The organism is Streptomyces sp. NPDC021096, from assembly GCF_040641275.1.
GTDB lineage: Bacteria > Actinomycetota > Actinomycetes > Streptomycetales > Streptomycetaceae > Streptomyces.
The window spans coordinates 212,466-238,639 of the sequence record NZ_JBFADG010000005.1 but is presented as its reverse complement, the minus strand read 5'-3'; the positions used below and the strand labels follow the sequence as shown (position 1 = coordinate 238,639).

25 protein-coding genes are annotated in these 26,174 nt (G+C 73.1%); 11 read left to right on the top strand and 14 right to left on the bottom strand.

Going from position 1 to position 26,174, the window contains the following annotated elements; genetic code table 11:
* Position 1: 1 nt before the first annotated feature.
* Together ligD and AB0G59_RS11505 are read right to left on the bottom strand one after the other, a co-directional pair.
* Positions 2-976, bottom strand: coding sequence for a non-homologous end-joining DNA ligase (gene ligD, locus AB0G59_RS11510; RefSeq protein ID WP_360910395.1), 975 nt, complete (start codon positions 974-976; stop codon positions 2-4).
* Positions 958-1,965, bottom strand: coding sequence for a PHP domain-containing protein (locus AB0G59_RS11505; RefSeq protein WP_360910393.1), 1,008 nt, complete (start codon positions 1,963-1,965; stop codon positions 958-960). The genes ligD and AB0G59_RS11505 overlap by 19 nt, the downstream gene beginning before the upstream one ends.
* A gap of 114 nt (positions 1,966-2,079) precedes the next feature.
* On the opposite strand from AB0G59_RS11505, the gene AB0G59_RS11500 reads away from it, so the two are divergent.
* Positions 2,080-3,504, top strand: a complete 1,425-nt coding sequence (locus AB0G59_RS11500) for an FAD-dependent monooxygenase (RefSeq protein WP_360910391.1) — start codon at positions 2,080-2,082, stop codon at positions 3,502-3,504.
* Positions 3,505-3,517: 13 nt separating this feature from the next.
* On the opposite strand, the gene AB0G59_RS11495 is transcribed toward AB0G59_RS11500, so the two are convergent.
* A complete protein-coding gene (locus AB0G59_RS11495) occupies positions 3,518-4,954 on the bottom strand; it encodes a lipase maturation factor family protein (protein WP_360910389.1) in 1,437 nt (478 codons plus the stop codon).
* An 80-nt stretch (positions 4,955-5,034) separates the two neighbouring features.
* On the opposite strand from AB0G59_RS11495, the gene AB0G59_RS11490 reads away from it, so the two are divergent.
* The 8 genes from AB0G59_RS11490 to AB0G59_RS11455 all read left to right on the top strand — a co-directional run bounded on the left by AB0G59_RS11490 (position 5,035) and on the right by AB0G59_RS11455 (position 15,941).
* On the top strand, positions 5,035-7,122 hold the full coding sequence (locus AB0G59_RS11490; protein WP_360910387.1) for a SpoIIE family protein phosphatase: 2,088 nt from the start codon (positions 5,035-5,037) through the stop codon (positions 7,120-7,122).
* A 95-nt stretch (positions 7,123-7,217) separates the two neighbouring features.
* Entirely contained in the window at positions 7,218-8,243 is a 1,026-nt protein-coding gene (locus tag AB0G59_RS11485; protein ID WP_360910385.1) for a CinY protein, read from the top strand.
* Positions 8,244-8,349: 106 nt separating this feature from the next.
* Positions 8,350-10,236 carry a methylmalonyl-CoA mutase small subunit gene (gene mutA, locus AB0G59_RS11480; protein WP_360910383.1) on the top strand — a complete coding sequence of 629 codons (1,887 nt, stop codon included), beginning with the start codon at positions 8,350-8,352 and terminating at the stop codon, positions 10,234-10,236.
* Positions 10,236-12,437, top strand: coding sequence for a methylmalonyl-CoA mutase (scpA, locus tag AB0G59_RS11475; RefSeq protein WP_360910381.1), 2,202 nt, complete (start codon positions 10,236-10,238; stop codon positions 12,435-12,437). The genes mutA and scpA overlap by 1 nt, the downstream gene beginning before the upstream one ends.
* 13 nt (positions 12,438-12,450) lie before the next feature.
* Complete coding sequence (gene meaB / locus AB0G59_RS11470; protein ID WP_360910380.1) at positions 12,451-13,440, top strand: methylmalonyl Co-A mutase-associated GTPase MeaB; 990 nt, start codon at positions 12,451-12,453, stop codon at positions 13,438-13,440.
* Between the two features lie 110 nt (positions 13,441-13,550).
* Complete coding sequence (locus AB0G59_RS11465; protein ID WP_360910378.1) at positions 13,551-14,429, top strand: hypothetical protein; 879 nt, start codon at positions 13,551-13,553, stop codon at positions 14,427-14,429.
* Positions 14,426-15,253, top strand: a complete 828-nt coding sequence (locus AB0G59_RS11460; protein ID WP_360910376.1) for an alpha-L-glutamate ligase — start codon at positions 14,426-14,428, stop codon at positions 15,251-15,253. Before AB0G59_RS11465 ends, AB0G59_RS11460 begins: the two co-directional genes overlap by 4 nt.
* 100 nt (positions 15,254-15,353) lie before the next feature.
* Entirely contained in the window at positions 15,354-15,941 is a 588-nt protein-coding gene (locus AB0G59_RS11455; protein WP_360910374.1) for a glycoside hydrolase family 25 protein, read from the top strand.
* Positions 15,942-15,958: 17 nt separating this feature from the next.
* Here AB0G59_RS11455 and AB0G59_RS11450 read toward each other — a convergent pair whose 3' ends face one another.
* The 4 genes from AB0G59_RS11450 to AB0G59_RS11435 all read right to left on the bottom strand — a co-directional run bounded on the left by AB0G59_RS11450 (position 15,959) and on the right by AB0G59_RS11435 (position 19,330).
* Positions 15,959-16,648 (bottom strand): HAD-IA family hydrolase, encoded by a 690-nt coding sequence (locus AB0G59_RS11450; RefSeq protein ID WP_360910496.1) that lies wholly within the window; start codon positions 16,646-16,648, stop codon positions 15,959-15,961.
* Positions 16,649-16,762: 114 nt separating this feature from the next.
* Positions 16,763-18,127, bottom strand: coding sequence for an MBL fold metallo-hydrolase (locus AB0G59_RS11445; protein ID WP_360910372.1), 1,365 nt, complete (start codon positions 18,125-18,127; stop codon positions 16,763-16,765).
* A gap of 31 nt (positions 18,128-18,158) precedes the next feature.
* Complete coding sequence (locus AB0G59_RS11440) at positions 18,159-18,656, bottom strand: DUF1772 domain-containing protein (RefSeq protein WP_360910370.1); 498 nt, start codon at positions 18,654-18,656, stop codon at positions 18,159-18,161.
* A 5-nt stretch (positions 18,657-18,661) separates the two neighbouring features.
* Entirely contained in the window at positions 18,662-19,330 is a 669-nt protein-coding gene (locus tag AB0G59_RS11435; protein WP_360910368.1) for a maleylpyruvate isomerase family mycothiol-dependent enzyme, read from the bottom strand.
* A gap of 72 nt (positions 19,331-19,402) precedes the next feature.
* On the opposite strand from AB0G59_RS11435, the gene AB0G59_RS11430 reads away from it, so the two are divergent.
* Positions 19,403-20,329 (top strand): LysR family transcriptional regulator, encoded by a 927-nt coding sequence (locus AB0G59_RS11430; RefSeq protein ID WP_360910366.1) that lies wholly within the window; start codon positions 19,403-19,405, stop codon positions 20,327-20,329.
* Here the strand turns inward: AB0G59_RS11430 and AB0G59_RS11425 are convergent.
* The 5 genes from AB0G59_RS11425 to AB0G59_RS11405 form a co-directional block, all read right to left on the bottom strand.
* Positions 20,326-20,703 (bottom strand): hypothetical protein, encoded by a 378-nt coding sequence (locus tag AB0G59_RS11425; protein WP_360910494.1) that lies wholly within the window; start codon positions 20,701-20,703, stop codon positions 20,326-20,328. The two genes, AB0G59_RS11430 and AB0G59_RS11425, sit on opposite strands and share 4 nt — an antisense overlap.
* 5 nt (positions 20,704-20,708) lie before the next feature.
* Complete coding sequence (locus AB0G59_RS11420; protein ID WP_360910364.1) at positions 20,709-21,284, bottom strand: RNA polymerase sigma factor; 576 nt, start codon at positions 21,282-21,284, stop codon at positions 20,709-20,711.
* A 276-nt stretch (positions 21,285-21,560) separates the two neighbouring features.
* Positions 21,561-22,127: a hypothetical protein gene (locus AB0G59_RS11415; protein WP_360910362.1), complete on the bottom strand. Its 567-nt coding sequence runs from the start codon at positions 22,125-22,127 to the stop codon at positions 21,561-21,563.
* A 160-nt stretch (positions 22,128-22,287) separates the two neighbouring features.
* Positions 22,288-22,854, bottom strand: coding sequence for a hypothetical protein (locus tag AB0G59_RS11410; RefSeq protein ID WP_360910360.1), 567 nt, complete (start codon positions 22,852-22,854; stop codon positions 22,288-22,290).
* Entirely contained in the window at positions 22,851-23,255 is a 405-nt protein-coding gene (locus AB0G59_RS11405) for a hypothetical protein (RefSeq protein ID WP_360910358.1), read from the bottom strand. The genes AB0G59_RS11410 and AB0G59_RS11405 overlap by 4 nt, the downstream gene beginning before the upstream one ends.
* A 230-nt stretch (positions 23,256-23,485) precedes the next feature.
* Here AB0G59_RS11405 and AB0G59_RS11400 point away from each other — a divergent pair, with 230 nt between their 5' ends.
* Entirely contained in the window at positions 23,486-24,451 is a 966-nt protein-coding gene (locus AB0G59_RS11400; RefSeq protein WP_360910356.1) for a pirin family protein, read from the top strand.
* An 88-nt stretch (positions 24,452-24,539) separates the two neighbouring features.
* Here the strand turns inward: AB0G59_RS11400 and AB0G59_RS11395 are convergent, their stop codons facing one another.
* Complete coding sequence (locus tag AB0G59_RS11395; protein ID WP_360910354.1) at positions 24,540-25,478, bottom strand: M56 family metallopeptidase; 939 nt, start codon at positions 25,476-25,478, stop codon at positions 24,540-24,542.
* 82 nt (positions 25,479-25,560) lie between these two features.
* Positions 25,561-26,166 carry a DUF5134 domain-containing protein gene (locus AB0G59_RS11390; RefSeq protein ID WP_360910352.1) on the bottom strand — a complete coding sequence of 202 codons (606 nt, stop codon included), beginning with the start codon at positions 26,164-26,166 and terminating at the stop codon, positions 25,561-25,563.
* Positions 26,167-26,174 lie beyond the last annotated feature (8 nt).

Sequence of the window (26,174 nt, the reverse complement as noted above, 5' to 3'; positions counted from 1 at the left end):
CTCACCCCAGCTGGGTCAGATCCGGCCGCAGCCGGTGCCACGTCGGGTGCCGCAGCCGGTCGGCGGCCGTCCAGCCGGTGAAGGCGATCTCGGCGACCAGGCGCGGCTCGACCCAGTGCGCGCCGGAGACGTCGACCGGGCCGGCGAAGGGGGAGTCGGCGCGCGGGATCACCGACAGGTAGCGGGCGAGGTCCTGGCGTTCGTGCTCGGAGAGCCCGGACCCGACGGAGCCCACGTAGCGCAGCCCGGAGGGGTCCCGCAGGCCGGCCAGGACCGCGCCGGGAAGCCCCGCAAGGTGGCCGCGCCCCTCCGCCCAGCCGCCGATGACCACGTCGAGGGTGATCACATGCTTGGTCTTGCGCCAGTCGGGTGACCGCACGCCCGGCAGATAGCGGGACGTCAGCCGCTTGGCCAGGACGCCCTCGAAGCCGCCGCGCAGCGTGGCGTCCCACGCCTGCAGGCCGTGCCCCTCCACGTGCGCGGGCACCGACCAGTTGGGGCCGCCGACGCCCAGCCCGTACAGCAGGGCACGGCGCTCGCGGTAGGGCAGCTCGGTCAGCAGCGCGCCGTCGAGGTACATGACGTCGAAGAGCATCAGGTGGACGGGGTACTCCATGGCCAGATGCGCCGCGCGGCGCGGATTGGCGACCCCCATCCGGCGCTGCAGCAGCCCGAAGTCGGGCCGCCCGCGCTCGTCCACGACCACGACCTCCCCGTCCAGCACCACCGGCCGGCCGGGCAGCCGCTCGCCCAGTCCCCGCAGTTCGGGATAGGTGGCGGTGGCGTCGTTGCCGGCCCGGGTGACCAGCCGCAGGGTGCCGTCGCCCGGCGCGTAGGCGACGCAGCGCACGCCGTCCCACTTGACCTCGAAGCCCCAGGAGGCCTCGTCGTCCTCGGCGGGCAGCGGGGCCGGCGTGGCCAGCATGGGGCGGATCTCGGGGAGAGCGTGCGCCGGCGTCACTTCGAGGCGGTCCATTCCAGCAACTCCCGGGCCGTCCAGGTGGTGATGACCCGCTCGGCGGGCACGCCGCACTCCTCGGCGCGGGCGCAGCCGTGGATCTGCCAGTCCAGCTGACCGGGGGCGTGGGCGTCGCTGTCGACGGAGAACAGCACTCCCGCGTCCAGCGCCGTGCGCAGCAGCCGGCGCGGCGGGTCGAGCCGCTCGGGCCGGCTGTTGATCTCGACGGCGGTGCCGAAGCGGGCGCAGGCCGCGAAGACCATCTCCGCGTCGAACTCCGACTCGGGCCGGTGCCCCAGGATCCGTCCCGTGCAGTGCCCCAGGACGTCCACGAGCGGGCTGGCGACCGCCGAGACCATGCGCCGGGTCATGCTCGCCGCGTCCATCCGCAGCTTGGAGTGCACGGAGGCGACCACCACGTCCAGCCGCTGCAGCAGCTCCTCCTCCTGGTCCAGTGAGCCGTCGGCCAGGATGTCGCACTCGATGCCCGTCAGCAGCCGGAAGCCGTCCCCGAGGCGCTCGTTGACCTCCGCGACCACCTCCAGCTGGGCCCGCAGCCGCTCGGGGGACAGGCCGCGGGCGATCGTCAGCCGGGGCGAGTGGTCGGTCAGGGCGGCCCACTCGTGCCCGAGCGCGCGGGCCGCGCGGGCCATTTCCTCGATGGGGCTGCCGCCGTCCGACCAGTCCGAGTGGAGGTGGCAGTCGCCGCGCAGCGCCGCCCGCAGGGCCAGTCCGCCCTCGGCCAGCGGCTCTGCGGTCTCCTCCTCCAGGCGGGCCAGATAGGCCGGGACCTCGCCGCGCGCCGCCTCGGCGACCACGCCCGCGGTCTTGGGGCCGATGCCCTTCTCCTGCGTCAGCGAGCCGTCGGCCGCACGGCACCGCACCTCCTGGGGCTTCATCGCGGCGATCACGGCGGCGGCCGTGCGGAAGGCCTTCACCCGGTACGTGGGCGCCTGGGCGCGCTCCAGCAGGAACGCGATCCGCTCCAGCGCCTCCACGGGCTCCATGGCACCCACCTCCACGTCACCACCGTGCGCCACGGGCCGCGCGCCCGCACGTGTTCGGGCGGCGTGCGGCGCGGGCAGGTCACCTCCCACCGGCCGAGAAGAGGGAGCCGCACGATGAGTGATCCGCAGCACCGGGACCGCACCGAGCCCAGAGCCCGCCGGGCGGTGGTGCTGGGCGGCGGCATGGCCGGGATGCTGGCCGCGTCCGCCCTGGCCGACCACGTCGGCGAGGTGGTGGTCGTCGAGCGGGACCGGCTGCCGGCCCGGGCCGTGCCGCGCACGGGGCTGCCGCAGGCCCGCCACGCGCACCTGCTGATGTCCGGCGGCGCCCGCGCCGTGGAGTCGCTGCTGCCCGGCACGCTCGGACGCTGGATCGCCGCGGGAGCCCGGCGCATCGCCATACCGACGGACCTGGTGGTGTTCTCGCCGCCCGGCTGGCTGCCGCGCCGGCCGGAGATGCAGTTCATGGTGGCCTGCACCCGTGACCTGCTGGACCTGGTGGTCCGTGAACAGGTCCTCGCGCACCCCCGCGTCACCCTGCGCGACGGCACCGAGAGCCTGGCGCTCCTGGGCGGCCCCGGCCGCGTCACCGGGGTGCTGGTCCGGGGGACCGGTGCGCGGCAGGACGAGGAGCTGCCCGCCGATCTGGTCGTCGACGCCGCGGGGCGCGGCTCCCGGGCCGTGCGCCGGCTGACCGATCTGGGGCTGCCCGCCGTGCGGGAGCAGACCGTCGACTCCGGGCTGGTGTACGCCACCCGGATCTTCCGTGCCCCGCCGGGTGCCGAGGGCTTCCCCGTGGTCACCGTCCAGCCCGACTCCGCCGTCCCGCGCCCCGGCCGGGCCGCCACGCTGATGCCCGTCGAGGGCGGCCGCTGGCTGGTGACCGTCTCCGGCACCCGGGGCGGCGAACCCACCCGGCACGCCGCCGACTTCGAGCCCTTCGCACGGGGCCTGCGCCATCCGCTGATCGCGGACCTCATCGCCGGGGCGGAGCCGCTGACCGATGTGCACCTGACGCGCAGCACCGTCAACCGGCGCCGGTTCTTCGAGCGCCTGTCCTCCTGGCCCGAGGGGTTCGTCGTGCTGGGCGACGCCGTCGCCACCTTCAACCCGATCTACGGGCAGGGCATGACGGTGGCCGCCCAGGGCGCCGTCGCGCTGCGCGGGGTCCTGCGGCGGAGGGGCACGGGCGCGCCGGGCCTGGCGCGTGAGGCCCAGCGGGCCGTCGGCCGGGCGGCGGCCGGTGCGTGGGACCTGTCGACGGGGGAGGACATCAACTATCCGGGCGCGATCGGCCCCCGGCCGCCGCTGCCGGCCCGGCTGCTGCGCGGCTACGTCGCCCGGATGATGCGGGCCGGGCTCGTGGACGCGTCCGTCATGCGGGCCCTGATGGGCGTGATGACGCTCTCGGCACCGGTGAACGCCCTGGTCAGCCCAGGGGTGCTGCTAGCCGTGGCGCGTTCCTCGGGCCGCCCGGTGCCGCCCGGGCCGACCCTGACCGCCGAGGAGCGGGCCCGCGTGGGGCTGACGCCGGGCTGATGGGTCCCGCGGCTCACGACCCGGGCCCGGCCAGCCGGATCGGCGGCAGGTACTCGCCCTGAAGGGTCCGGTGCCACCAGGCACCGGTCTCGCGCAGCTCCCGCCATGTGGTGAAGCGGTACAGGTACAGCCGGGCGCGGACGTGGGTGGGCGGGGCGGCGGGGAAGGGGTTGTGCCGCAGCAGGCGCAGCGTCGCGGGGTCGCCCGTCAGCAGCCGCTCGACGAAGGGGCCGAACCATTCGCGTGCATAGCCCGGCGAGATGCCGGCGAACCACATCAGCCAGTCCAGCCGCAGGTGGTACGGGGCGAACTGGCGCGGGACCCGTCGGGGGTCGCCCGGCTTGCCCTTGAAGCCGTACTCCTTCCACACGGTCGCGTGGGTGACCTCGTCCTCGTCGGTGCCCTCGACGACCACCTCGTAGCGGCGGCGGTTGATGCTGCCGAAGGCGCCGTAGGTGTTGACGAGGTGGAAGGCGTTGAAGGACATGTTCATCCGCTGGTGCGAGGAGAGCAGGTTGCGCACCGGCCACCAGCTGAGCGTCAGCACCAGGGCCGTGGCGGCGAGGACCAGGACCTCGAACCACAGCGGCGCGCCGCCGAGCGGCGCGTGCGGCGGGAGGGAGAAGAGCTCGGCCATGGCCGTCCCGTCGACGGCGGCGAAGGCGAGGACGATCGTCACCCAGTTCAGCCAGGCGAAGTTGCCGGAGGCCACCAGCCAGAGCTGGGTGACGATGATCAGTCCCGCCGCGACGCTCGCGAACGGCTGGGGTGCGAAGAGCCCGAAGGGCACCACCAGCTGGGCGACGTGGTTGGCGGCCGTCTCGACGCGGTGCAGGGGCCGGGGCAGCCGGTGGAAGAACCAGCTCAGCGGGCCCGGCATGGGCTGCGTCTCATGGTGGTAGTACAGGCACGTCAGGTCCCGCCAGCAGCTGTCCCCGCGCATCTTGATCAGCCCCGCGCCGAATTCCACGCGGAAGACCAGCCAGCGCAGCAGCCACAGCACCAGGACCGGGGGGTCCGTCCGGGCGTTGCCCAGGAAGACGGCCAGGAACCCGGCCTCCAGCAGCAGGGACTCCCAGCCGAAGCTGTACCAGGTCTGGCCCACGTTGACGACCGAGAGGTAGAGCACCCACAGCGCCGCCCACATCGCCGTCGCCGCCCACAGCGGTACCGCGTCCGCGCCGCCGAAGAGCACCGCGGCCGACAGCAGCGCACCGCCCCACGTCCAGGCGGCGAAGAAACGGTCGGAGTAGTGGAAGTGGAAGACGCTGGGCGTCCGGCGCAGCGGCGCGAGCGCGGTGAAGCGGGGCACCGGCAGCATGCCCCGCTCGCCGATCAGCGCGCGGAACTGCAGGGCCGCCGAGGCGAAGGCGACCAGGTAGAGGGCGGCGAGCCCCCGCTGCAGGACCAGCCGGCTCAGCCAGTACCCGGATGCCGTGAACCACTCCATGGCGGTATCCGTACCACTCGGGCCCCGGAGAACCGTGCAGTCACATCGAAGAAACGGACAAAAGATGGCAGAGTGGCTCTATGGTTGATCGGGGAGCGACGCCTGCCGCCGTACCGCCGCCGGACGACTGGCCCGCTCGCCCGGAGCTCATCCTCGCCCTCAACCGCACGGGAGGCTTCGACTGGGACCTCGACGGCGGCCGGATGCACCTGGACGAGGCCGCCCTGGAGATCCTGCACGTGCCGCCGGGCACCTTCCACGGCAACATCTCCGACCTCGCCGGCCGGCTGCCCCGGACCGACGCGAGCCGCCTGGACGCCCTGGTCTCCAGCGCCCTGAAGGACGGCAGCGAGAGCTACGGCGCCTACTACCGCGTCCGCGTCCCCGACGGCAGCCTGCGCTGGACGTACACCCAGGGCCGCATCCTGCGCGCCGAGGACGGGCGCCCCCGCCGCATCATCGGCATCGTCCGCGACGCCACGCTCGAGCTCGACCGGGCCGGGCCGCGCATGCAGGACGAGGAGCGCCGTCACCAGACCACCGTGGTGGAGACGATCACCGCCGCGCTCGCCCACGCCCGGACCGTCCAGGACGTCATCGACTTCTTCAAGGACGCCCAGGCCGTCGAGCACCTCGGCTCCGACCTCCTCGTCCTCGGCCTCGTCGAGGCAGGCCGCATCCACCTCGTCGCCGAGGGCCCCTCCGTGCACTTCATCCCGGGCACCCGCTACACCCGCGTCGACGACAACTTCCCCATGAGCGACGTCATCCGCACCCTCGCCCCCCGCTTCATCGAATCCCGGGAGGAGTTCGCCTCCTCCTACCCCTGGCTGTGGGAGCGGATCAAGGACATCGGCATCGCCTCCGCCGCCTACCTCCCGCTGATCGCCCAGGCCCGCCCCATCGGCGCCCTGGGCCTGCTCTACCGGGACGCGCGCGGCTTCACCCGGCAGGAGCGCAACCTCTTCATCGCCCTGAGCAGCAGCCTCGCCCAGAGCATCGCCCGCGCGATGCTCTTCGACCAGGAGCACGACCTCGCCGAGGGCCTGCAGCAGTCCATGCTGCCGCGCCGCATCCCCGACGTGCCCGGCGCGAACATCGCCGTGCGCTACCGCTCCGCCCGCATGGGGCGCGACATCGGCGGCGACTGGTACGACGCCATCCCGCTGCCCGGCGGCCGCGTCGGGGCGGTCATCGGCGACGTCCAGGGCCACGACACCCACGCCGCCGCCGTCATGGGCCAGCTGCGCATCGTGCTGCGCGCCTACGCCACCGAGGGCCACGCCCCGGCCACGGTCATGGCCCGCGCCTCCGCCTTCCTCCACGACCTCGACACCGACCGCTTCGCGACCTGCACCTACGCCGAGGCCGACCTCACCACCGGCGTCGTCCAGCTCGTACGCGCCGGCCACATAGACCCCATGCTGCGGCACACCGACGGCACCTGCCGCCGCCTGCCCGTCTCCGGCGGACTGCCGCTGGGCCTGTCCGCCGAATTCGGCCGCCTCGACTACCCGGTCACCACCGTGGAGCTCGACCCCGGCGAGACCCTGATGCTGTTCACCGACGGCCTGGTCGAGGTGCCCGGCTCGGACCTCGACCAGGGAATGCAGCAGCTCAGCGGCATCGTCCGCGAGGGCCCCTACGAGCTGCAGAAGCTGGCCGACCTCCTGTGCGACGTGGTCGGGGAGCGCGTCGGCGAGGACGACATGGCCGTCCTGCTGCTGCGCCGCCAGGGCGCGGCCGTCCGCGGCGGCGGCAAGCTCCAGCAGCACATCGCCCCCGCCGACCCCGAGGCCCTCTCCGCCGGCCGGCACATGATCCGCGCCGCCGTACGGGCCTGGGGCGCCCGCGAGCGCGCGGACGAGATCGAGCTCGTCGCCGACGAACTGGTCACCAACGCCCTGCTCCACACCGACGGCGCCGCCGTCGTCACCATCCGCATGCTCCCGGGCCCCGAACGCCGCGTACGGGTCGAGGTCGAGGACAAGTCCAGCGCCCTGCCGCGCCGCCGGGAGCCGGGGGAGTCGGGCGTCTCCGGACGGGGGCTGCTGCTGGTGGACCGGCTCGCCGACGTCTGGGGCACGGAGCCGCGCGGCGGCGGCAAATCCGTCTGGTGCGAATTCGTCGTACCCGACCGCCACCACACCCCCGAAAGCCCCGACTGAGGGGCCCGCCCGGCCGACGATTTGCGCAGTACGCCGTTCTCCGGTTCCACTTGCGGCTTTGCTCCCTGACGAACCGTCGAAAAGGCCGTAGAACCATGTGGACCTCCAGACCCCACACCGCCCGCCGCGCCACGCTGCTCCTGGGCGCCGCCACCATGACCCCCCTCGCCCTGCTCACCGCACAGGCGCCGCCGGCCCAGGCGTTCGGCACGGTCAACGCGCTCGGCCAGCACGCCGAGCACGAGCGCATCACCCGTGCCGCCCTGGCCTGCGCGCCCGGCACCCCGTCCGACGGCACCTGCTTCGAGCCCCGCTCCCTGGACCAGGTCGCCGGCCACAAGGGCACCTTCGGCGCCGTCGGGGCCCCCGACACCGACGAGGTCGCCACCCCCGAGGCCCACTGCGACAACGCCGACTTCCTCGCCGCCCCCGGCTACCCGCGCGGCCGCGAAGAGGCCACCCGGCAGCTCCAGGCCTGCGTCGCCAAGCTGCAGACCCGCTTCGCCGAAGGCGTCGCCGCCGCCGGCGGCACCCTGAAGCCCGACGGCACGATCGATGCGGGCGAGAGCAACCTCGCCAAGAGCTGCACCTTCACCCTCGGCCTGCCCGGCCGCAACAAGTGCGAGGCCATCGAGGGCTTCGGCCGCGCCCTGCACGGCGTCCAGGACTTCTACTCGCACAGCAACTGGGCCGACGCCGCCGGCGACCGCCCCCTGGGCAAGGACAACCCGCCCGGCCTGAACCTGCCCGGCCCCTCCCCGCTGCTGGCCCTGTCCACCGGCCGGCCCCCCGCCGCCTCGGCGGTGCCCCGCGAGCTCACCACCGGCTGCTTCTCGCTCGTCCCGCTCGGCTGCTCCAAGCGCGTCCAGCACAGCGGCCTCAACAAGGACACCGGCCTGATCGACCCCGCCACCGGGGCCACCGGCGGACCGACCACCGCCCGGGGCAAGGTGGGCGACAACTTCGACCGCGCCGTACAGGCCGCCGTCGCCGACACCCGCCGCCAGTGGTCCGACTTCCGCGCCGCGCTCACCGCCCGCTACGGCAAGGACCGTGCGCGCAGCATCGGTTGCGCCCTCACCCACGACGATCCCGCCCGCGACTGCGCGCCCAAGGGCTGATCCCCAAGCCGTCACGCAGGATCACGGCGGGACCACGGAGGAAGAGGCCAAGGTCACAGCCGCTTCCTCTGCTGCCGGGCGCACCCGCTCCCCTAGCCTTCCCCCCATGACGGTCCTGCCTGACGACGGCTTCTTTCTGGCCGCCGAGTTCCCGGACGCGACCCGCCAGCAGTGGCAGCGCCTCGTCGAAGGCGTGCTGAGCAAGGCGGGCACCGTGGCCGAGGGCCCGGCGGCCGAGGAAGCGCTGTCCACCACACTCCTGGACGGGCCCACGATCCGCCCGCTCTACACGGCCGACGACAGCGCCCCCGCGGCCGGCCACCCCGGCTTCCCGCCCTTCGTCCGCGGCGGCCGGCCCGAGGGCACCGCCGTCTCCGGGTGGGACGTACGCCAGCACCACGCCGACCCCGACCCCCGGCGGGCCAACGAGGCCGTCCTCGCCGACCTCGAGAACGGCGTCACCTCCCTCTGGCTCACCACGGGCGAGGCGGGACTGCCCGTCGACGCCCTCCCGGCCGTCCTGGACGGCGTCTACCTCGACCTGGCCCCCGTCGTCCTCGACCCGGGCGCCGACTTCGAGGCCGCCGCACACCAACTCCTGGCGCTCCACGACGAACGCGGCCTGCCGCCCGAGGCCGCCCTCGGCAACCTCGGCGCCGACCCGCTGGGCACCCTGGCCCGCACCGGCGACGCCACCGACCCCGCCGAGCCCCTCGCGGCCGCCGCCGCGCTCGCCGCCCGCTGCCTGCGCGAGCGTCCGGGCATCCGCGCCCTGACCGTCGACGCGCTGCCCTACCACGAGGCCGGCGGCTCGGCCGCCCAGGAGCTGGGCGCCTCCCTGTCCACCGGCGTCGCCTACCTCCGCGCGCTCACCGCCGCCGGGCTCACCGTCGACCAGGCCTGCGCCCAGCTGGAGTTCCGCTACGCCGCCACCGCCGACCAGTTCCTGACCATCGCCAAGCTGCGCGCCGCGCGCCGGCTGTGGGCCCGGGTCGCCGAGGTCAGCGGGGCGAGGACCGCGGCGGCCGCCCAGCGCCAGCACGCCGTCACCTCCTTGGTGATGATGACCCGCCGCGATCCGTGGGTGAACATGCTGCGCACCACCATCGCCTGCCTGGGCGCCGGCGTGGGCGGCGCGGACGCCGTGACCGTCCTGCCCTTCGACGAGGCACTCGGCCTTCCCGACGCCTTCGCCCGCCGCATCGCCCGCAACACCTCCTCCATCCTGCTCGAGGAGTCCCACCTCGCCCGCGTCGTCGACCCCGCGGGCGGCTCCTGGTACGTGGAGCGGCTCACCGACGAGCTCGCCCACGAGGCCTGGGGGGTCTTCCAGTGGATCGAGCGCCTGGGCGGCCAGGCGGCGGCCCTGCGCGAGGGGCACCTGGCCAAGGCCCTGGCCGACGTCTGGGAGGCGCACAGCGACAGGACCGCCAAGCGGCGCTACCCGATCACCGGTGTCAGCGAGTTCCCGAACCTGACCGAGAAGCCCCTGGAGCGCCGGCCCGCGCCCGAGCCGCGCTCCGGCGGCCTGCCCCGGGTCCGCCGCGACGAGGCGTACGAGCGGCTGCGCGCCCGCTCCGACGCCCACCTGGCCGCCACCGGCGCCCGGCCGCGGGTCTTCCTCGCCGCGCTCGGCCCCGCCGCCGCGCACACCGGCCGGGCCACCTTCGCCGCCAACCTCTTCCAGGCCGGCGGCATCGAGCCCGTCCACCAACCCGCCACCGTCGACGCGGAGTCCGCCGCCGAGGCCTTCGCCGCCGGCGGCGCCACGATCGCCTGCCTGTGCTCCAGCGACGCGCTCTACGCCGAACAGGCCGAGGCCGTGGCCGCCGCGCTCAAGGAGGCCGGCGCCGAGCGGGTGTTCCTCGCCGGGAAGCCGCGCGGCGAGCAGCGGGAAGCCTTTGAGCGAGCCGGAGTCGACGAGTTCGTCTTCGCCGGCGGCAACGCGGTAGCCGTCCTCTCCTCCGTCCTCGACCGCATGGGAGTGGCGTGATGTCGATCCCCGACTTCTCCGGCATCGACCTGGGGCCCGCTTCCGCCGCCCCCGCCGACCCGGCGGCCTGGCGCGCGGCGCTGAAGGAGCGCACCGGCAAGAGCGCCGAGGACCTGGTGTGGGAGACCCCCGAGGGCATCGGCGTCAAGCCGCTGTACACCGAGGAGGACCTGCAGGGCCTGGACTTCCTGGGCACCTACCCGGGCATCGCGCCCTACCTGCGCGGCCCGTACCCGACGATGTACGTCAACCAGCCCTGGACCATCCGTCAGTACGCCGGGTTCTCCACGGCCGAGGAGTCCAACGCCTTCTACCGCCGCAATCTGGCGGCCGGTCAGAAGGGCCTGTCCGTCGCCTTCGACCTGCCGACCCACCGCGGCTACGACAGCGACCACCCGCGCGTCACCGGCGACGTGGGCATGGCGGGCGTGGCCATCGACTCCATCTACGACATGCGGCAGCTCTTCGACGGCATCCCGCTGGACAGGATGAGCGTGTCGATGACGATGAACGGCGCCGTCCTGCCCGTTCTCGCCCTCTACATCGTCGCCGCCGAGGAACAGGGCGTACCGCCCGAGAAGCTGGCCGGGACCATCCAGAACGACATCCTCAAGGAGTTCATGGTCCGCAACACCTACATCTATCCGCCCCGGCCCTCGATGCGGATCATCTCCGACATCTTCGCGTACACCTCGCAGAAGATGCCGCGCTACAACTCCATCTCCATCTCCGGCTACCACATCCAGGAGGCCGGGGCCACGGCCGACCTGGAGCTGGCCTACACCCTCGCCGACGGCGTGGAGTACCTGCGCGCCGGGCTCGGCGCCGGACTGGACGTCGACGCCTTCGCGCCCCGCCTGTCGTTCTTCTGGGCGATCGGCATGAACTTCTTCATGGAGATCGCCAAGCTGCGGGCCGCCCGCCTGCTGTGGGCCAGGCTCGTCAAGCAGTTCGAGCCGAAGAACGTCAAGTCGCTGTCCCTGCGCACCCACTCGCAGACCTCCGGCTGGTCCCTGACCGCCCAGGACGTCTTCAACAACGTGGCCCGCACCTGCGTCGAGGCCATGGCCGCCACCCAGGGCCACACCCAGTCCCTGCACACCAACGCCCTCGACGAGGCGCTGGCCCTGCCCACCGACTTCTCCGCCCGCATCGCCCGCAACACCCAGCTGCTGCTGCAGCAGGAGTCGGGCACCTGCCGGGTCATCGACCCCTGGGGCGGCAGCGCCTACGTCGAGCGGCTCACCCACGACCTCGCCCGCCGTGCCTGGCAGCACATCCAGGAGGTCGAGGCCGCCGGCGGCATGGCCCAGGCCATCGACGCCGGCATCCCCAAGCTGCGCGTCGAGGAGGCCGCCGCCCGCACCCAGGCCCGCATCGACTCCGGCCGGCAGCCGGTGATCGGCGTCAACAAGTACCGGGTCGACAGCGACGAGCAGATCGAGGTGCTCAAGGTCGACAACTCCTCCGTGCGCACCCAGCAGATCGACAAGCTGCGCCGGCTGCGCGCCGAGCGCGACGAGGGCGCCTGCCAGGACGCGCTGCGCGCGCTCACCGCGTCCGCCGAGGCCGGCCCCGGCCAGGGGCTCGAGGGCAACCTGCTCGCCCTGGCGGTGAACGCGGCCCGCGCCAAGGCCACCGTGGGCGAGATCTCCGACGCCCTGGAGAAGGTCTACGGCCGGCACGCCGGCCAGATCCGTACGATCTCCGGTGTGTACCGCGAAGAGGCCGGACCGTCGTCCGGGGTGGAGCGCACCCGCGCGCTGGTGGAGGCGTTCGAGCGGGAGGACGGCCGCCGCCCGCGCATCCTGGTCGCCAAGATGGGCCAGGACGGCCACGACCGCGGCCAGAAGGTCATCGCCACGGCCTTCGCCGACCTCGGCTTCGACGTCGACGTCGGCCCGCTGTTCCAGACCCCCGCCGAGGTCGCCCGGCAGGCGGTGGAGGCGGACGTGCACATCGTCGGCGTCTCCTCGCTGGCGGCCGGCCACCTCACCCTGGTCCCCGCACTGCGCGAGCAGCTCGAGGAGCAGGGCCGGGAGGACATCATGATCGTCGTCGGCGGGGTCATCCCGCCCCAGGACGTCGAGCCGCTGCGGGAGATGGGCGCCGCCGCCGTCTTCCCGCCCGGCACGGTCATCCCGGACGCCGCCCACGATCTGCTGAAGACCCTCGCCGGGGTCCTCGGCCACGAGCTGTGAGGCCGCTTCCCTGATGGCCCGCGCGATCGACATCGACGCCTACGTCAAGGGTGTGCTCGACGGCAAGCGGGCGGCGATCGCCCGCGCCATCACGCTCGTCGAGTCCACCCGCGCCGACCACCGCGCCCTCGCCCAGCGCATGCTGACCGAGCTGCTGCCGCACGCCGGCGCGGCACGGCGGATCGGCATCACGGGCGTGCCCGGCGTCGGCAAGTCCACCTTCATCGACGCCCTGGGCACGATGCTCACCGGCCTCGGGCACAAGGTCGCCGTGCTCGCCGTCGACCCCTCCTCCAGCCGCACCGGCGGCAGCATCCTGGGCGACAAGACCCGCATGGAGCGCCTCGCCGTCGACCCGGCGGCCTTCGTCCGCCCCTCGCCGACCGCCGGGACGCTCGGCGGGGTGGCCAAGGCGACCCGCGAGACCATCGTGGTGATGGAGGCCGCGGGCTACGACGTGGTCCTGGTGGAGACCGTCGGCGTCGGCCAGTCCGAGACGGCCGTCGCCAACATGGTCGACACCTTCCTGCTGCTCACCCTGGCCCGCACCGGCGACCAGCTGCAGGGCATCAAGAAGGGCGTCCTGGAGCTGGCCGACCTCGTCGCCGTCAACAAGGCGGACGGCCCCCACGAACGCGATGCCAAGGCCGCCGCCCGGGAGCTGTCCGGCGCCCTGCGCCTGCTGCAGTCCCCGGACGCCGCCTGGAACCCGCCTGTCCTGACCTGCAGCGCCCGCGAGAACACTGGCCTCGACACCCTGTGGGAGCGGGTGGAAGCGCACCGCAGTGTCCTCGGGGCCACCGGCGAACTCGCCGGCCGCCGTCGCGAGCAGCAGGTCGACTGGACCTGGACGATGGTCCGCGAACAACTCCTGACGGAGCTGCTCCGGCACCCCGAGGTGCGCCGCCTGGGGCCGGGCCTCGAACAACAGGTGCGGGAGGGCACCCTGACGGCGAGCCTGGCCGCCGAGCGGCTCCTGGAGGCCTTCCGCTCGCCCGGCTAGGGCCGACGGGCTCCGTGTGCGGGGGGCGGGGGTTCCCATGACATCCTGAGGCGTCACACTTCTGCCGGGCGGATCGGCGGATGTCCGGGATTTCGAGGGTGATGCGGCACATGAGACTCTGCTTCCTGGTGGAGGAGCAGTACCGGTACGACGGCATGCCGGTGGACGTGATCCGCCAACTGACCGCCTGGGGTCACCGGGTGGACGTGCTGCGGCCGGGCAGTTCGCTGATGCGCCTCTCCGAGGTGGTGCGCGCCGGGCAGCACGACGCCTGGGTGCTCAAGACCGTCTCCGGCGGCCCGGGGCTGACGCTCCTCGAGGCCGCCGCGTCCGTCGGGCTCACCACCGTCAACGACGCCCGCGCCATCCGTGGGGTGCGGGACAAGGCGCTGGCCGCCGTGATCGCCGAAGCCCGTGGGCTGCCCGTGCCGGTCACCTACGCGGCCGCGCGGGCCGAGGAGTTCGCCCAGCTGCCGGCGAGCGCGTACCCGCTGGTGGTCAAGCCCGCCGACGGCAGTTCCGGGCGCGCGGTACGGCTCGTACCGGACCCAGGTCGACTGGCCCCGCAGGACGGTGCGGAGGGCGGCGGCGGAATGCTGATAGCCCAGCCCTATGTGCCCAATTCGGGCATCGACCTCAAGGTGTACAGCGTCGACGGCGAGCTGTACGCCACCGAGCGCCGCAGTCCCCTCCACCCCGATCAGCCGGCCCGCGAGCGCCACGTGCCCCTGACGCCCGAGGTCGCGGCGATCGCCGCCGAGGTCGGCGCCGCCTACGGGCTCGACCTGTACGGCGTCGACATCGTCTTCGGCCCCGACGGCCCGGTGGTCGTCGACGTCAACGACTTCCCCAGCTTCCGTCAGGTGCCCGACGCCGTCGCCCGGGTGGCCTCGGCGATCCTGCGGCTCGCGGGGGCCGGCCACGGCTCGGTGCCCTCCCCGCGGCCGCCGCTGACGGCACAGGCCCCGCTCGCCGGCGGCGGCGCATGAGGATCTGCCTGCTGACGCCCGCCCCCGACCACCCACTGCTCGCCGAGACCACCGCCCTGCTCACGCCCCGGCACGACGTGGAGTGGCTGGATCCGGGGACGGCGCGGCTTCCGGACCCCGGCGCGCTGGCCGACGTCTATCTGCTCAAGACCCGCACCCCGCGGGCGCTGGCCTACGCCCGTTTCCTGGAGGAGCACGGGGCACCGGTGATCAACACCGCCGCGGCCACCGAGCTGTGCCAGGACCGCACCGCCATGGCGGAGGTCGCCCTGCGGGCCGGGCTGCCGTTCGTCGCCACCCGCACGGAGGCCTCGCTCGGGCGGCTCGTCGAGGCCGGGGCGGAACTGCCGGATCCGGTGGTGGTCAAGAGCCGGCACAGCCGCCGCCACGACCTGGTCGCCCGCGTCGACGACGCCGAGCGGTTGCGGTCGCTGGCGCGGCAGTGGCCCGACGAGCCGGTCGTGATACAGCCGTTCGCGCCCAACGACGGCTGGGACCACAAGCTCTGGGCGGTCGCCGACGAGATCTTCGCCGGCCTGCGCCGGTCCGAGCTGGCCACGGCCGTCCCCGACAAGCGCACCCGCACCCTGGGAACCGGCGAGCTGCCCCCGCGCTGGCTCGACGTCGTCCGGCGCGTGGGCGAGGTGTTCGCGCTGGACGTGTACGGCGTCGACCTGCTCGACGCCGGGGGAGAGCCCGTGATCGTCGACATCAACGCCTTTCCGGGCATACGGGGACAGGCCGGCGCCCCCGAGGCCCTGGCCGCGCTGGCCCTGCGCACGGCGGCGGGCAGCCGCCCGCCACGCGTCACGGTAGGTCCCTAGCGGGGTCCCACAGAAGAACTGTGGCCAAAACCCTCGCTCTCGCGCCCGTTCCCCTCGATACTGCGGACGCCTGTCGTGCGCAGTTTCGAAGGAGGCCGGCATGCTTCACGGCATCGATGTCAGCAGCCACAACAGCGAGAACTACGCCCTCCAGGGCCTGGACTTCGTCTTCGTCAAGGTGACCGAGGGGACCTCCTACACCAACCCCAAATGGGTCGTCCAGCGCGACCGGGCCCGGCGGGCCGGGCTCGTCGTCGGCTACTACCACTACGTCTCACCGGGCTCGATGTCCGCGCAGGGCAACTACTTCCTCGGCAAGATCGCGTTACGCGCCGGGGACGTCCTGGCCCTCGACTGGGAGCACCCCGACGTGTGGTGCGCGGACAAGGACCGCTGGCTGGCCCACGTACGGGCCAAGGCCCAAGGGCACCGGGTGGTCCTCTACTGCAACCGCGACTACTGGTTCAACCGGGACACCACGAACAACGCGGGCGACGGCCTGTGGATAGCCGACCCCGCCCACGCCGCGGGCCACCCGGCCGTACAGCACCCGTGGACCTTCCACCAGTACAGCTGGGCCGGCGGACTGGACCGCAACGTCGCGCGGTTCGACACCCGGGCCGCGCTGCGGTCCTGGGCCGGCGCCTCCAGGGAAGCCGAAGCCCCGGAACCGGCGGAACCGGAGTAGACCCGCCGGGGCCGCGGTCAGCCGACCAGGTCCAGCACGGGCAGCAGCCCCCGCGGTCGCTCCCGGACGGGCAGATGCTCCACCAGCCGCACCGCACAACCGATCCCGGCCGCCCCCGCGTCCGCACGCGGGTCGTCGCCGACCATCAGCGCCTGGCCGGGCGGCACGCCGAGCGCCTCGCACGCCGCCCGGAACAGCTGCGGATCGGGCTTCTGCACCCCGTGCTCGTAGGACAGGACGTACGCGTCCACCAGCTCGTCCAGGCCGTGCTCGCGGAAGACCGGACGCAGGTCCCAGCCGATGTTGCTCACCACGGCGGTCCGTATGCCACGCCGCCGCAGCTCACCGAGGACCTCGGCGGCATCGGCGTACGGCCGCCACGCGGCGGGCTCCATGTGCCGGGCGTACAGCACGTCGTACAGCGCCGGGTCCGGCAGCGGAACCTGCCGGGCCACGCCCACGTAGGCGGCCCGGTGCTGCTCCCGGCTGGCGTCGCGCCCGGCCCACGCCTCCGCCAGCTGCGGCGGCACGGCCCGCGGCGCCACCCCACCGGGCAGCGCACCGGCCTCCTCCAGCCGCCGCACCAGCTCCGCGAACTCCCCCTCCGGCAGCCGGATGCCGGACCGCTCGAGCGCGGCCCGCAGCCAGGAGGCGGTGGACTCGACGCGGAAGAGGGTGCCGGAGAAGTCGAACAGCACGCCCTTGATGCTCTGACGGTCGGTGGTGCGCGGCTCTGTCGTTTCTGTCGTCTTTGTCGTCGTCACAGGTCAGGAGCCTAGGGGCGGGGGTGGGTTTCGTACATGCGGACCGCTCGGGGATGTTCAGGAGTTGCCCTCGAGGGTGCGGCCGGTGGCCTCGGCCCAGTCGTGGGCGCCGCCGACCAGGACGGCGAGCCCGTCGGCGCCGGCGCGGGCGAGGAGGCTGGCCGCGGTCATGGCGCGTTCGCCGTGCCCGCACGTCACCACCGTTCCGTCCACCGTGGCGGGGAGGTCGGCGGGAAAGGTGCCGAGCTCGGCGTGGGCGGCGCCGGGGATGTGGCCGCCGGTGAACTCGGAGGCCTGCCGCACGTCGAGGACGGGCCGGTCGCCGATCCGACCGGCGGTGACCAGGGAGATGGTGGCCACCGGCTGATGGTCGGAGCGCCAGGCGTCCATGCCGCCGGCCAGCTGTCCGGCGAGCCGGTCGTAGCCGATCTTCGCGGCCTGCCAGGCGAGTTCGGCCGCATCCTGGCCGGGGCCGAGGACGAGGACCAGCGGGACGTCGTCGGGCAGCAGCCAGCCGAGCCAGGTCGCGAACGCCGGCCGCAGCGCATTGGACACGGCGCCGGGGATGTGCCCGGCGGCGAACTCCTTTACGGGGCGGGCATCGACGAGGTACGCGCCGGAGGCGAGCAGGGAGCGGACGACGGCCGGGGTGAGCGGCTCCAGGTCGGGGGCGGCGGCGAGGAGGGCCGGGCCCCGGCGGTTGATCTCGGCGAGACGGTCGAAGTACGCCGGGTACGAGCCGAGCGAACCGAGCAGGCGGGCCACGAAGGCATCCTCGTCCGGCGCCGCCAGCAGCTCGTTGGCGGCCTTCTGCGCGCCGATGGTGGTGGTCCGCTCGACACCGGGCGGGGCCGAGCAGAACGACCCCGCGCCGTGGGTGGGCCACACCGCGGTCTCGTCGGGCAGCTCGGTCAGCCGCCGCAGCGAACGGTACTGGGCGCGGGCCAGCTCCTCCGCCCGGTCGGCCCCCTGCAGGTCGGTGCGGGCGGCGGAGCCGACGATCAGGGAACCGCCGGTGAACACGCCGAGCCCGCGACCGCCGTCCAGGAGCAGGAAGGACAGGTGCTCGTCGGTGTGACCGGGGGTGGCCAGCGCCCGTAGCGTCAGCCCGCCGAGGTCGACCTCGCCGCCGTCCGCGAGCGGGGTGTGGGGGAAGGCGCGACGGCCGGCGGCGGAGGCCAGCACGGTGGCGCGGTCGTCGGCGGCGAGCTGGAGCGCGCCGGTCAGGAAGTCGGCGTGCAGGTGGGTGTCGGCCGCGAACGCCACGCGCAGACCGCGCTCCCCGGCGGCTGCCCGCAGGGCGCGCAGATCACGGCTCGCGTCCACGGCCAGGGCGCGGCCGTCGCCGAGGTCGACGAGATAGGCGCTGTTGCCCAGCCCCACGTCCACCAGGGGAATCAGGTGCTCGTCGGTGAAGCTCACGGCGTCCTCCACTGACCAGCATGCGGGGTGCCTATGGCGACGGCAAGCGGCTGGAAGTGGTGGACCTTCTCTCGCCTGTCTGCCGCAGGGCAAGAGAGATCAGGACGGCGAACGCGGCTATGGCAGTGAGGGTACGGGCATCGTTGAACAGCTCCCAGCGGCGCAGGATCTCCGCATGGTCGGCCGGCGGCGTAGTGGCGGCCCACTGCTTGATGCGGCCGTTGATCGGGACGTTTCCGAACCGGGTGATCAGGAAGGACACGACCGTCAGGAGCCCCGCCACGCCTGCGAGGACCCGGGCCCGTCCGCGGGTCAGGGCGGCCAGGGCGAGGGCACTGAGAGCTGAGACCGCCATTGCCCCCTGCATGGTGATGCCGTTCATCTTCATCAGCTCGGTGTGGAAGTCGAGTCTCATGTCGAGCGGCACGGAGTTGAAGGTCGGGACGAGGTTGGCGGCGCCGTAGCCGAAGGCTCCGGCGAGCAGGCCGGTGGACAGCAGGGCCATGCCCAGGAGGAGCCGGGTGCGCATACGGTTCATGCCGCGTCGGCGGGCCGGGTGAAACGGCTGCTCGGTTCTCCTCGGAGCCGGCCGTGCGGAAGCCTGCGACCGTAGGCCAGCAGCAGGAGGTCCTGGGCGGCGCCGTACACGGGCGAGCCGGAGCCGGAGCCGTACGACCAGTCGAGGTCCTCGGCGCACAGCCGCACTCCGTCGAGGTCGGCGCCGAAGAACTTCAGGCCGCTGGGCCGGATCTGGTCGAGCAGGATGCGCAGCCGGTCCTCGGGGACGCGCCGGTCGAGGCCGAGGGCGACGGTGATGTCCAGCCCGTGCACCACGTCGTGGCCGAGCGCCGCCGCGAACCCGCCGACCGGTGGTGTCCAGGGGTGGTGGGCGTTGTCCCGCAGGAAGGCGGCGAGTGCGGCGGTGGAATGGGCGGTCGCGTCCCTGCGCGCGACCCGATCGGTCATGCGGTGAAGGTTCCCGCCCGCCTTGACCAACTCGCCGAGCGTCATGGGCAAGGAGAGCCGGAACCCCATCGACATGTGCGCCGCGACCTCGCGAACGCGCCATCCCGCGCAGAGGCTCTGCTCGTTCCACTGCTCGGTTCGCAGAGTGTCGAACAGGTCGGCCAGTTCTCGGCGTTCCGCCGCGATCGCGGCCCTGACCTCGGTGCTCTTCCCCTTGCGGGCTGTCGCGTTTCCCATGTGATCAAGTCTGCGGCCTGAAGGAGCGATAGCGCCAATAGATGGTTTTGCTGCTCCCTAGAATCATTGGTTATGGAGCTTCGTCAGCTGCGCTACTTCGTCTGTGTCGTCGAGGAAGGCGGTTTCACCCGGGCCGCCGCCCGGCTGCATCTGGCCCAGCCCGGCCTCAGCGCCCAGATCCGCCAGTTGGAGAAGGAGGTGGGGCAGTCCCTGCTCGACCGCTCCGGCCGGTCGGTGACCTTGACCGAGGTGGGCCGGGCGGTCCTGCCCCACGCCCGCGCCGCACTGGCCGCCGCGGACGCGGTGCGGCAGACGGTGGACGCGTACACGGGGCTGCTGCGCGGCCGGGTCACGCTCGGGCTGGTCTCCGGCGCCACCGGCCACGCCTTCGACATCGCCGCTCTCCTCTCGGACTTCCACGACGCCCACCCCTCGGTGGAGGTGGCACTCACCGAGGACACCACGGAACGGATGCAGGCCGCGCTCCTGGCCGGCGAGCTCGACATCGCCGTCCTCGGGACGGCAGAGGAGACGCCCCCGCCCGGAGCGGCCTTCCAGATGCTGATCGACGTTCCGCTGGTCGCCGCTGTCGCGCCCGGCGATCCGCTTCTCGACCGCGTCGACCGAGTCGACGGCGCGAGCGTCCCGCTTGCCGATCTCCGCGATCGGCCGCTGATCTGCCTGCCGCGCGGCACCGGGGTGCGCGCGGCGCTCGAACGCGGCTGTGCGCAGGCGGGATTCCGGCCCCGCGTCACCTTCGAGGCGGCGGCCCCGCACGTGCTCGTACAGCTCGCCGCGCGGGGCTTGGGCGTTGCCGTGCTCCCCGCCGGCGAGGACGAGTCCACCCTCGACGGGCAGCTGCGCACCCTGCGGATCGTCCGGCCCGAGATGCGCGCCCGCATCGCGCTCGCCTGGCAGGCCACCGGCCCCTCGAGCCCCGCGGCCCGGGCGCTCCTCGACCGCCTGCGCGAGGCCTTCCCGAAGCCGTCCGGTCCCTAACGGGCTGTCGGCTCGTCCGTGGCCTTCGCCGCCGGGTGCGCCTTGGTGAGGGTGCACACGCCGTCCACACACTGGCGCTCCAGACGGCCGCGGGAGATGGTCTGCGCCAGGCCGACCATCCAGCAGGTAGGGCAGCCGCGGAAGGCGATCAGGGCCAATGGGGCCGCCAGCAGGGCGGCCGGGCCGGCGGCGGGCACCAGGGCGATCGAGCCGATGATCAGGCCGAAGCCGATGGCGCCGCGCGCCAGATGGCGCGGGACGGACTTGCTGGCGAAGTTCCTCCCGGGCGCGGCGGACTGTGCGGCGGCCCGGTCCTTCGCGCCCTGCGCGGGCTTCATTGTGTTCGCGACGTTCATGGTCTTCACGGTGTTCATGGTGTTCACGGTCGTGAGACTCCTCCGACTGGTTGGTCTGGCACTGCCAGAGAGTGACGTAGTGCCGCGCGTGCTCTGTGCAGCCGCGACTTCATCGCGGCGCTGCTCAGACCGAGCGAATGGGCGACGGTCCTGCCGGGCAGGCCCTGTACGTCCCGCATGATCAGGACCTGCCGCTGGTCACGGGGAAGGGCGCTGACCGCAGCCGCGATGCGCTCCGCCTCCAGCCTGCGCAGCACCGCGTCCTCGGCGGACGGTTCCGCGGTCGCCTCCGGTTCGGCTGTCGCCTCGTCGCTCCGCGAGACAAGCAGCCGTACCTGCCGGAGGCATTCGTTGCGCACGATCCGGAACATCCATGAGGCGAGCGCGCCAGTGGCCCGCAAGGTGCCGATCTTCCGATAGAGGATGATCAGCGCCTCCTGCGCCGCGTCCTCCGCGTCCTGCGGTGAGGAACACAGCGATATGGCGAACCTGCGCACATGAGGCTGCGATTCCATGACGACGGTGGTGAGCGAAGTGACGTCGCCGTCCTGAGCGGCCTTGATCAGCCGATCGTCCGGCCAAGTGAAGCGTTGGTTCATCTGGGACTCCTACCCGGAAGGCGCCCTACGGGCAGGTGCTGGTCAGCTTCGGCTCTTGTAGCGCCGCATCAGGTGCCAGCTGCACGCGCCCACGAGCAGGGCTCCGATCACTACGAGGCTGGTGACCATCATCGGTGGGTTCCTCCCGGTTCTGCCGGCCCGTTCGGCCGGTACACAGACAAGAGGCGGGGAGATCCGAAAAGGATTCGCCTCCAGCCGAAGTCTTTTTGAACCCCGCTCCCACCGTCACGGCATGCGCCCCGCCACGTCGCCGAGCTATGGAGCCGGCATGGCCGACTCTCGGGTCGCGTAGATGTCCCGGAGCCGGGCGGACAGGGCTTCGTACGCGGCATTGGCCCGCGCGCCCAGGGCGCCGGGGTCGACCGGTTCGTCGAGCAGGACGGCCGCCGCGGCCAACGTCAGGTCCTTCTCCGCGGTGTCGGCGAGCGCCCGGACGTCGTCCGCCAGGATGAAGCCGATCTGGGACCGCAGGGCGTCGAGGGCGGCGTCCGACGCGGCGGACGCGTCCAGCATCGGCTGCCGGTGGGTCTCCGGCGGAGCGGACGGGTCCTCCCGCAGGCGCGACCGGTAGTGCCGCCTGGCCGTAACGAAGGCGTGGAGCGCCATCATGGCGTTCCGCAGCAGGGTGTTCACCTCGACGAGCTGGGCCAGCTCGAACGTCTCACGGCGTTCCGCGGTCACTTTGTACCGCTCGGCCGCCCTGGCCTGCGCTTCCCGCCTGGCCTGGGAGCGGTTGTTGACGAAACCCATCGTCACGACCGTGGCCTGGCCGATCAGGATCGACACGACAGTGGTGAACCATCCCCAGCCCCCCGAAGCCATGCCAGCAGTCTAGATATCCGGCGCGGGAACACAGAAGCGCCGACCGTGCCCCTCCCGGGGCACCAGCGGTCCGGCCAAGCGCCTGCCACGGCCCGGTGCACGCCTCGACCACACCACCGCTTCCGCCGGTCGTCCGCCGTCCACGAGTTCGTCCGCCCGGCTATCCGGGAGTGGTGATGAAGAGCGTGCCGGCGACCGTCATGGACTTCAGCCCGCCGGGGGCCGCGCAGTCCGCGAGGCTGATGTCGGAGCGCTGCGGGTCGAGCGTCGCGGTCCAGGTGCCGCCCTTGTACCGGCCCTCGGTGATGCCCCCGCTCAGCGGGGTCGTGACGCTCAGCAGGTCGGCGACCGGCCGCATCGACCAGCTGTAATTCATCGCGTGCTCACCGCTCTTGGCGTCCCAGGCAACGCGATTGGCCGCTCCGGGGCGATCGCCGTACGTACCGGCCGCACAGGTCACGTCGGTGCCGACGCCCTGGGTCACGAAGCTCGCCCGGGAGATGGCCGCGTCGCCGGTGCAGCCGCGCAGCGCGCCGTCGGGAGAACCGACCTTCGCCGTCACCTGGGACTGGGGCGTGAGCGTCAGAGCGGGCTCGAAGGTCATCGTCCATGTGTGATCACAGGCGATGACCTGCGCCGCTCTGGCCGAGGAGACGTCGCGGAGGAAGAACGCGCCGAACAGCGCGGCGGCCGTCACGGCGCAGGTGAGATGCCAGGGGATTCTCATGTCCCTATCCCTTTCGGAGATATCGCTGATATCGCTTCGCGAGGTGACCGGGCGATCAGGGCGATCAGAGCCGGCAGACAGCCGACGGCCAGTACGGGCAAGGAGCCGGTCCGGTGCCCCCGGACCAGCACGGCGACCGGCCGCTCGGCACGCGAGCCCGTCGTGACCAGCGCCTCGAAGGGCCGCGTCCCGGCGATCCGTACGCGCGCCCACAGCCCGGCCGCCACCAGCGGCCCCGAGAACAGGAATGGCACCCGCCAGCCCCAGGCCAGGAACTCGCCCGGCGTCATCAGGCCCGACACGGCCGCCACCACCCCGAAGGCCAGCAGATTGCCGCCGGTGCCCCGATCTGCGCCCAGCTCGACACCCACCCGCGGCGTTCCGGAGGCGTGGCCTCCCACGACATTTCGTACCAGACCAAGGTGGTGCCGATGAGGCCGACGACGATCGAGCGACGATCGGCCCCCTCGACGGTGGCGGGGCACCGACACCGGACACGGTGTCGTTTTAGCGACATATGGTGATAGTGATCCGTACGGGGCCTCCCTGCTATCCGAGACCCCGCACATGACCGCCATCCGGTCGAACTGTTAGGTGCTGTCAGGCACCCCGCACGGCATACGTTGTCGCCATGAGCAACCTTGATCGTCAGGCCACACTCTCCGTCTGCGGCGGCCGTGGATTCGTCCCCGGCGAACCAGTACACGAACTGCTCAGCCCACGCCACGTGAAACTCGGCGAATCGACTCATGTACGCCGGCTGCTCCCGAACCTCGGCCGCCGCATGGTGGGTGGTTGGGCATTTGTCGATCATTACGGACGCGATGACATCGCCGACGAACCCGGCATGCAAGTGCCGCCGCACCCGCACATGGGGCTGCAGACCGTCAGCTGGCTGCATGAGGGCGAAGTGCTGCACCGCGACAGCCTCGGAAGCCTGCAGACTGTCCGTCCGCGAGAGCTCGGCCTGATGACGTCCGGCCGGGCCATCTCCCACTCCGAAGAAAGCCCGAAGCCTCACGCTCGCTATCTGCACGGCGCGCAACTCTGGGTCGCTCTCCCCGAAGCCCACCGGAACGTGGAGCCGCACTTCGAGCACTACCCGGACCTGCCGGTGATCACCGCGCCCGGCCTGACCGCGACCGTCATTCTTGGCGAGCTCGACGGCGCGCTCTCGCCCGGCACCACGTACACCCCGATCGTCGGAGCGGACCTGGCGCTCGCCCGTGACGCGACCGCGAGCCTGCCGCTCGACCCCGACTTCGAGTACGCGGTGCTCTCCATGTCGGGCGAGGCCCATGTCGACGGCGTGCCGGTTCTGCCGGGTTCCATGCTCTACCTCGGGTGCGGCCGCACCGAGCTGCCGTTGCGGGCCGAGTCGGAGGCCGGTCTGATGCTGCTGGGTGGCGAGCCTTTCGAGGAAGAGATCGTGATGTGGTGGAACTTCATCGGCCGTACGGGGGAGGAGATCGCACAGGCCCGTGAGGCGTGGATGACCGGCGACCGCTTCGGTAACGTCCATGGGTACGACGGCGGCCGACTGAGGGCGCCCGAGCTGCCGCCGGTGCCGCTCAAGCCGCGTGGCCGAGTGCGCTGAGTGGCCTGCGTTTGAAGCTGTGGCTGGTGAAGTGTGCGAGTGGGGGACAAGCTCCCCCTTGAGTCGGCGGGGTGGAAACCCCGCGCCGTCAGCCCCCCAGCGCGCTCAGGCCCGGCACGAACGTCACCAGCAGCGGCACGAACGGCACCAGCGACGCCACGGCCGTCAGTCGCAGGCGGCGGGCCGCCGTCAGGCGGGGAGCGGGGGCCAGCAGGCGTTCGACGCGGTCCGGGACCTGGGAGAGGGAGGGGCAGGGGCCGAACACGCCGCGGTCCTCGTTGAGTTCGACCAGGGCGAGGGCGGTGGTCAGGCGGCCGAAGCGGCGGGAGGCGGAGTCGTCGGCGGCCAACTCCACCAGATGGTGCACCTGGTCGCGGAAGGCCGCGAACACGGGCACCTGGGGGAAGCCGTTCGCCAGTGCCGAAGAGCAGTGCAGCAGCCAGTCGTGGCGGGCCCGCGCGTGGCCCTGCTCGTGCGCCAGCACCGCGTCCAGCTGGGAACCCTTCAGCCGGCGCAGCGCGGAGGTGGTGATGACCAGCTGGGGCGCGGCCCCGGCCCGCAGCAGCCAGGCCTCGGGCCGCTCGCCCTCCAGGACCACCAGCCGCTCCCCGCCGCGCTCCTCGCCGGGCAGGCGGGGGGAGCGTACGAGCAGGTCGGCGCGGCGATGGCGGCGGCGGGTCCGGGCGTCGCGGACCTCGCGGGTGAGCATTGCCGCCGTCCACAGGGCTCCGGCGGCGAGGGAGACGGCCAGAGGGGCCGCCCAGGAACCGTAGGCGGCGAACGCGTAGGCCTCCACGACGCCGTGCGGCGCGGGGGCGAAGACGTTGCCGCGCACGGCCTCCCAGGCGGCGGAGGCGCTCAGCGACATCGCGAGCGCACAGCACAGGAGCACGCCGGCCACGACGCACTGCCACACCCACAGGGCCAGTACGGGCTCGCGGCGGGGCCAGTCGGCACGGGTCAGCACGCGCGGCGCGATCGCCGCGGCCAGGCCGCCGAGGGCCAGCAGCGCGAGCGGGACCATCATGGTCAGCAGCCTATGAGTGCGGCGCCGCGGCGGGTACGTTCCCGGCGGGGAAGTGACGCAGGACACGGCGGCCCGGCGTCGCTCACATGGTGAGCAGCATCGCCAGCATCCCGATGCCCATGGACAGCCGGCACGCGTGGGTCAGCTCCCGCCCGCCCGGCGCCCGGCCCGGCCCGCCGGCCTCGGACGGCGCGCCCGCCGGGACGGGGACCATCTGGGCCGCGCCGCGGACGACGTACACCGCGAAGTACACCAGCAGCAGGCCGGTGAGCAGCGGCGTGCCCGCCGGCTCGTGCGCGGCCGCCGCGTGCCCGGCATGGGCGGCGCCCGCGGATGCCCGGGCAGCCGTGGCCGCCGGGGTCCCGGCCATCGCCAGGGCCATGTAGACCATGGCGAACGCGCCCACCGCGTGGTGCAGGTGGTGCGCCTCGGGCTCCCTGCGGGCCCGTATCAGCGTGTGCAGCCCGGCCGCCCCGAACACCACGGCGAACAGGGCGTACCCCCAGGGCCGGGTGTGCAGCACGGCGGCCGGCACGGCCATCGCGGCCATGCCGAGCCCCATGAGTGCGTCGCCTCCCGCGGCCCGGCGCTCCCCCGCCGCGCCGGCCCGCGTACTGACGAGGCCGTACGCGCCCGTGGCGGTGCAGAGCACGACCAGCAACCACCCGACCAGCGGTGGTCCGTGCACGGCACACC

Excerpts from the sequence above, each read along its gene's own strand:
- AB0G59_RS11395 (WP_360910354.1), bottom strand. The coding sequence starts at position 25,478 with ATGATGGTCCCGCTCGCGCTGCTGGCCCTCGGCGGCCTGGCCGCGGCG.
- meaB (WP_360910380.1), top strand. The coding sequence starts at position 12,451 with ATGGCCCGCGCGATCGACATCGACGCCTACGTCAAGGGTGTGCTCGAC.
- AB0G59_RS11490 (WP_360910387.1), top strand. The coding sequence starts at position 5,035 with ATGGTTGATCGGGGAGCGACGCCTGCCGCCGTACCGCCGCCGGACGAC.
- AB0G59_RS11410 (WP_360910360.1), bottom strand. The coding sequence starts at position 22,854 with ATGAGAATCCCCTGGCATCTCACCTGCGCCGTGACGGCCGCCGCGCTG.
- AB0G59_RS11435 (WP_360910368.1), bottom strand. The coding sequence starts at position 19,330 with ATGGGAAACGCGACAGCCCGCAAGGGGAAGAGCACCGAGGTCAGGGCC.
- mutA (WP_360910383.1), top strand. The coding sequence starts at position 8,350 with ATGACGGTCCTGCCTGACGACGGCTTCTTTCTGGCCGCCGAGTTCCCG.
- AB0G59_RS11420 (WP_360910364.1), bottom strand. The coding sequence starts at position 21,284 with ATGAACCAACGCTTCACTTGGCCGGACGATCGGCTGATCAAGGCCGCT.
- AB0G59_RS11460 (WP_360910376.1), top strand. The coding sequence starts at position 14,426 with ATGAGGATCTGCCTGCTGACGCCCGCCCCCGACCACCCACTGCTCGCC.
- AB0G59_RS11415 (WP_360910362.1), bottom strand. The coding sequence starts at position 22,127 with ATGGCTTCGGGGGGCTGGGGATGGTTCACCACTGTCGTGTCGATCCTG.
- AB0G59_RS11425 (WP_360910494.1), bottom strand. The coding sequence starts at position 20,703 with ATGAACACCGTGAAGACCATGAACGTCGCGAACACAATGAAGCCCGCG.
- scpA (WP_360910381.1), top strand. The coding sequence starts at position 10,236 with ATGTCGATCCCCGACTTCTCCGGCATCGACCTGGGGCCCGCTTCCGCC.
- AB0G59_RS11500 (WP_360910391.1), top strand. The coding sequence starts at position 2,080 with ATGAGTGATCCGCAGCACCGGGACCGCACCGAGCCCAGAGCCCGCCGG.
- AB0G59_RS11430 (WP_360910366.1), top strand. The coding sequence starts at position 19,403 with ATGGAGCTTCGTCAGCTGCGCTACTTCGTCTGTGTCGTCGAGGAAGGC.
- AB0G59_RS11485 (WP_360910385.1), top strand. The coding sequence starts at position 7,218 with ATGTGGACCTCCAGACCCCACACCGCCCGCCGCGCCACGCTGCTCCTG.
- AB0G59_RS11495 (WP_360910389.1), bottom strand. The coding sequence starts at position 4,954 with ATGGAGTGGTTCACGGCATCCGGGTACTGGCTGAGCCGGCTGGTCCTG.
- AB0G59_RS11465 (WP_360910378.1), top strand. The coding sequence starts at position 13,551 with ATGAGACTCTGCTTCCTGGTGGAGGAGCAGTACCGGTACGACGGCATG.
- ligD (WP_360910395.1), bottom strand. The coding sequence starts at position 976 with ATGGACCGCCTCGAAGTGACGCCGGCGCACGCTCTCCCCGAGATCCGC.
- AB0G59_RS11400 (WP_360910356.1), top strand. The coding sequence starts at position 23,486 with ATGAGCAACCTTGATCGTCAGGCCACACTCTCCGTCTGCGGCGGCCGT.
- AB0G59_RS11455 (WP_360910374.1), top strand. The coding sequence starts at position 15,354 with ATGCTTCACGGCATCGATGTCAGCAGCCACAACAGCGAGAACTACGCC.
- AB0G59_RS11440 (WP_360910370.1), bottom strand. The coding sequence starts at position 18,656 with ATGCGCACCCGGCTCCTCCTGGGCATGGCCCTGCTGTCCACCGGCCTG.
- AB0G59_RS11505 (WP_360910393.1), bottom strand. The coding sequence starts at position 1,965 with ATGGAGCCCGTGGAGGCGCTGGAGCGGATCGCGTTCCTGCTGGAGCGC.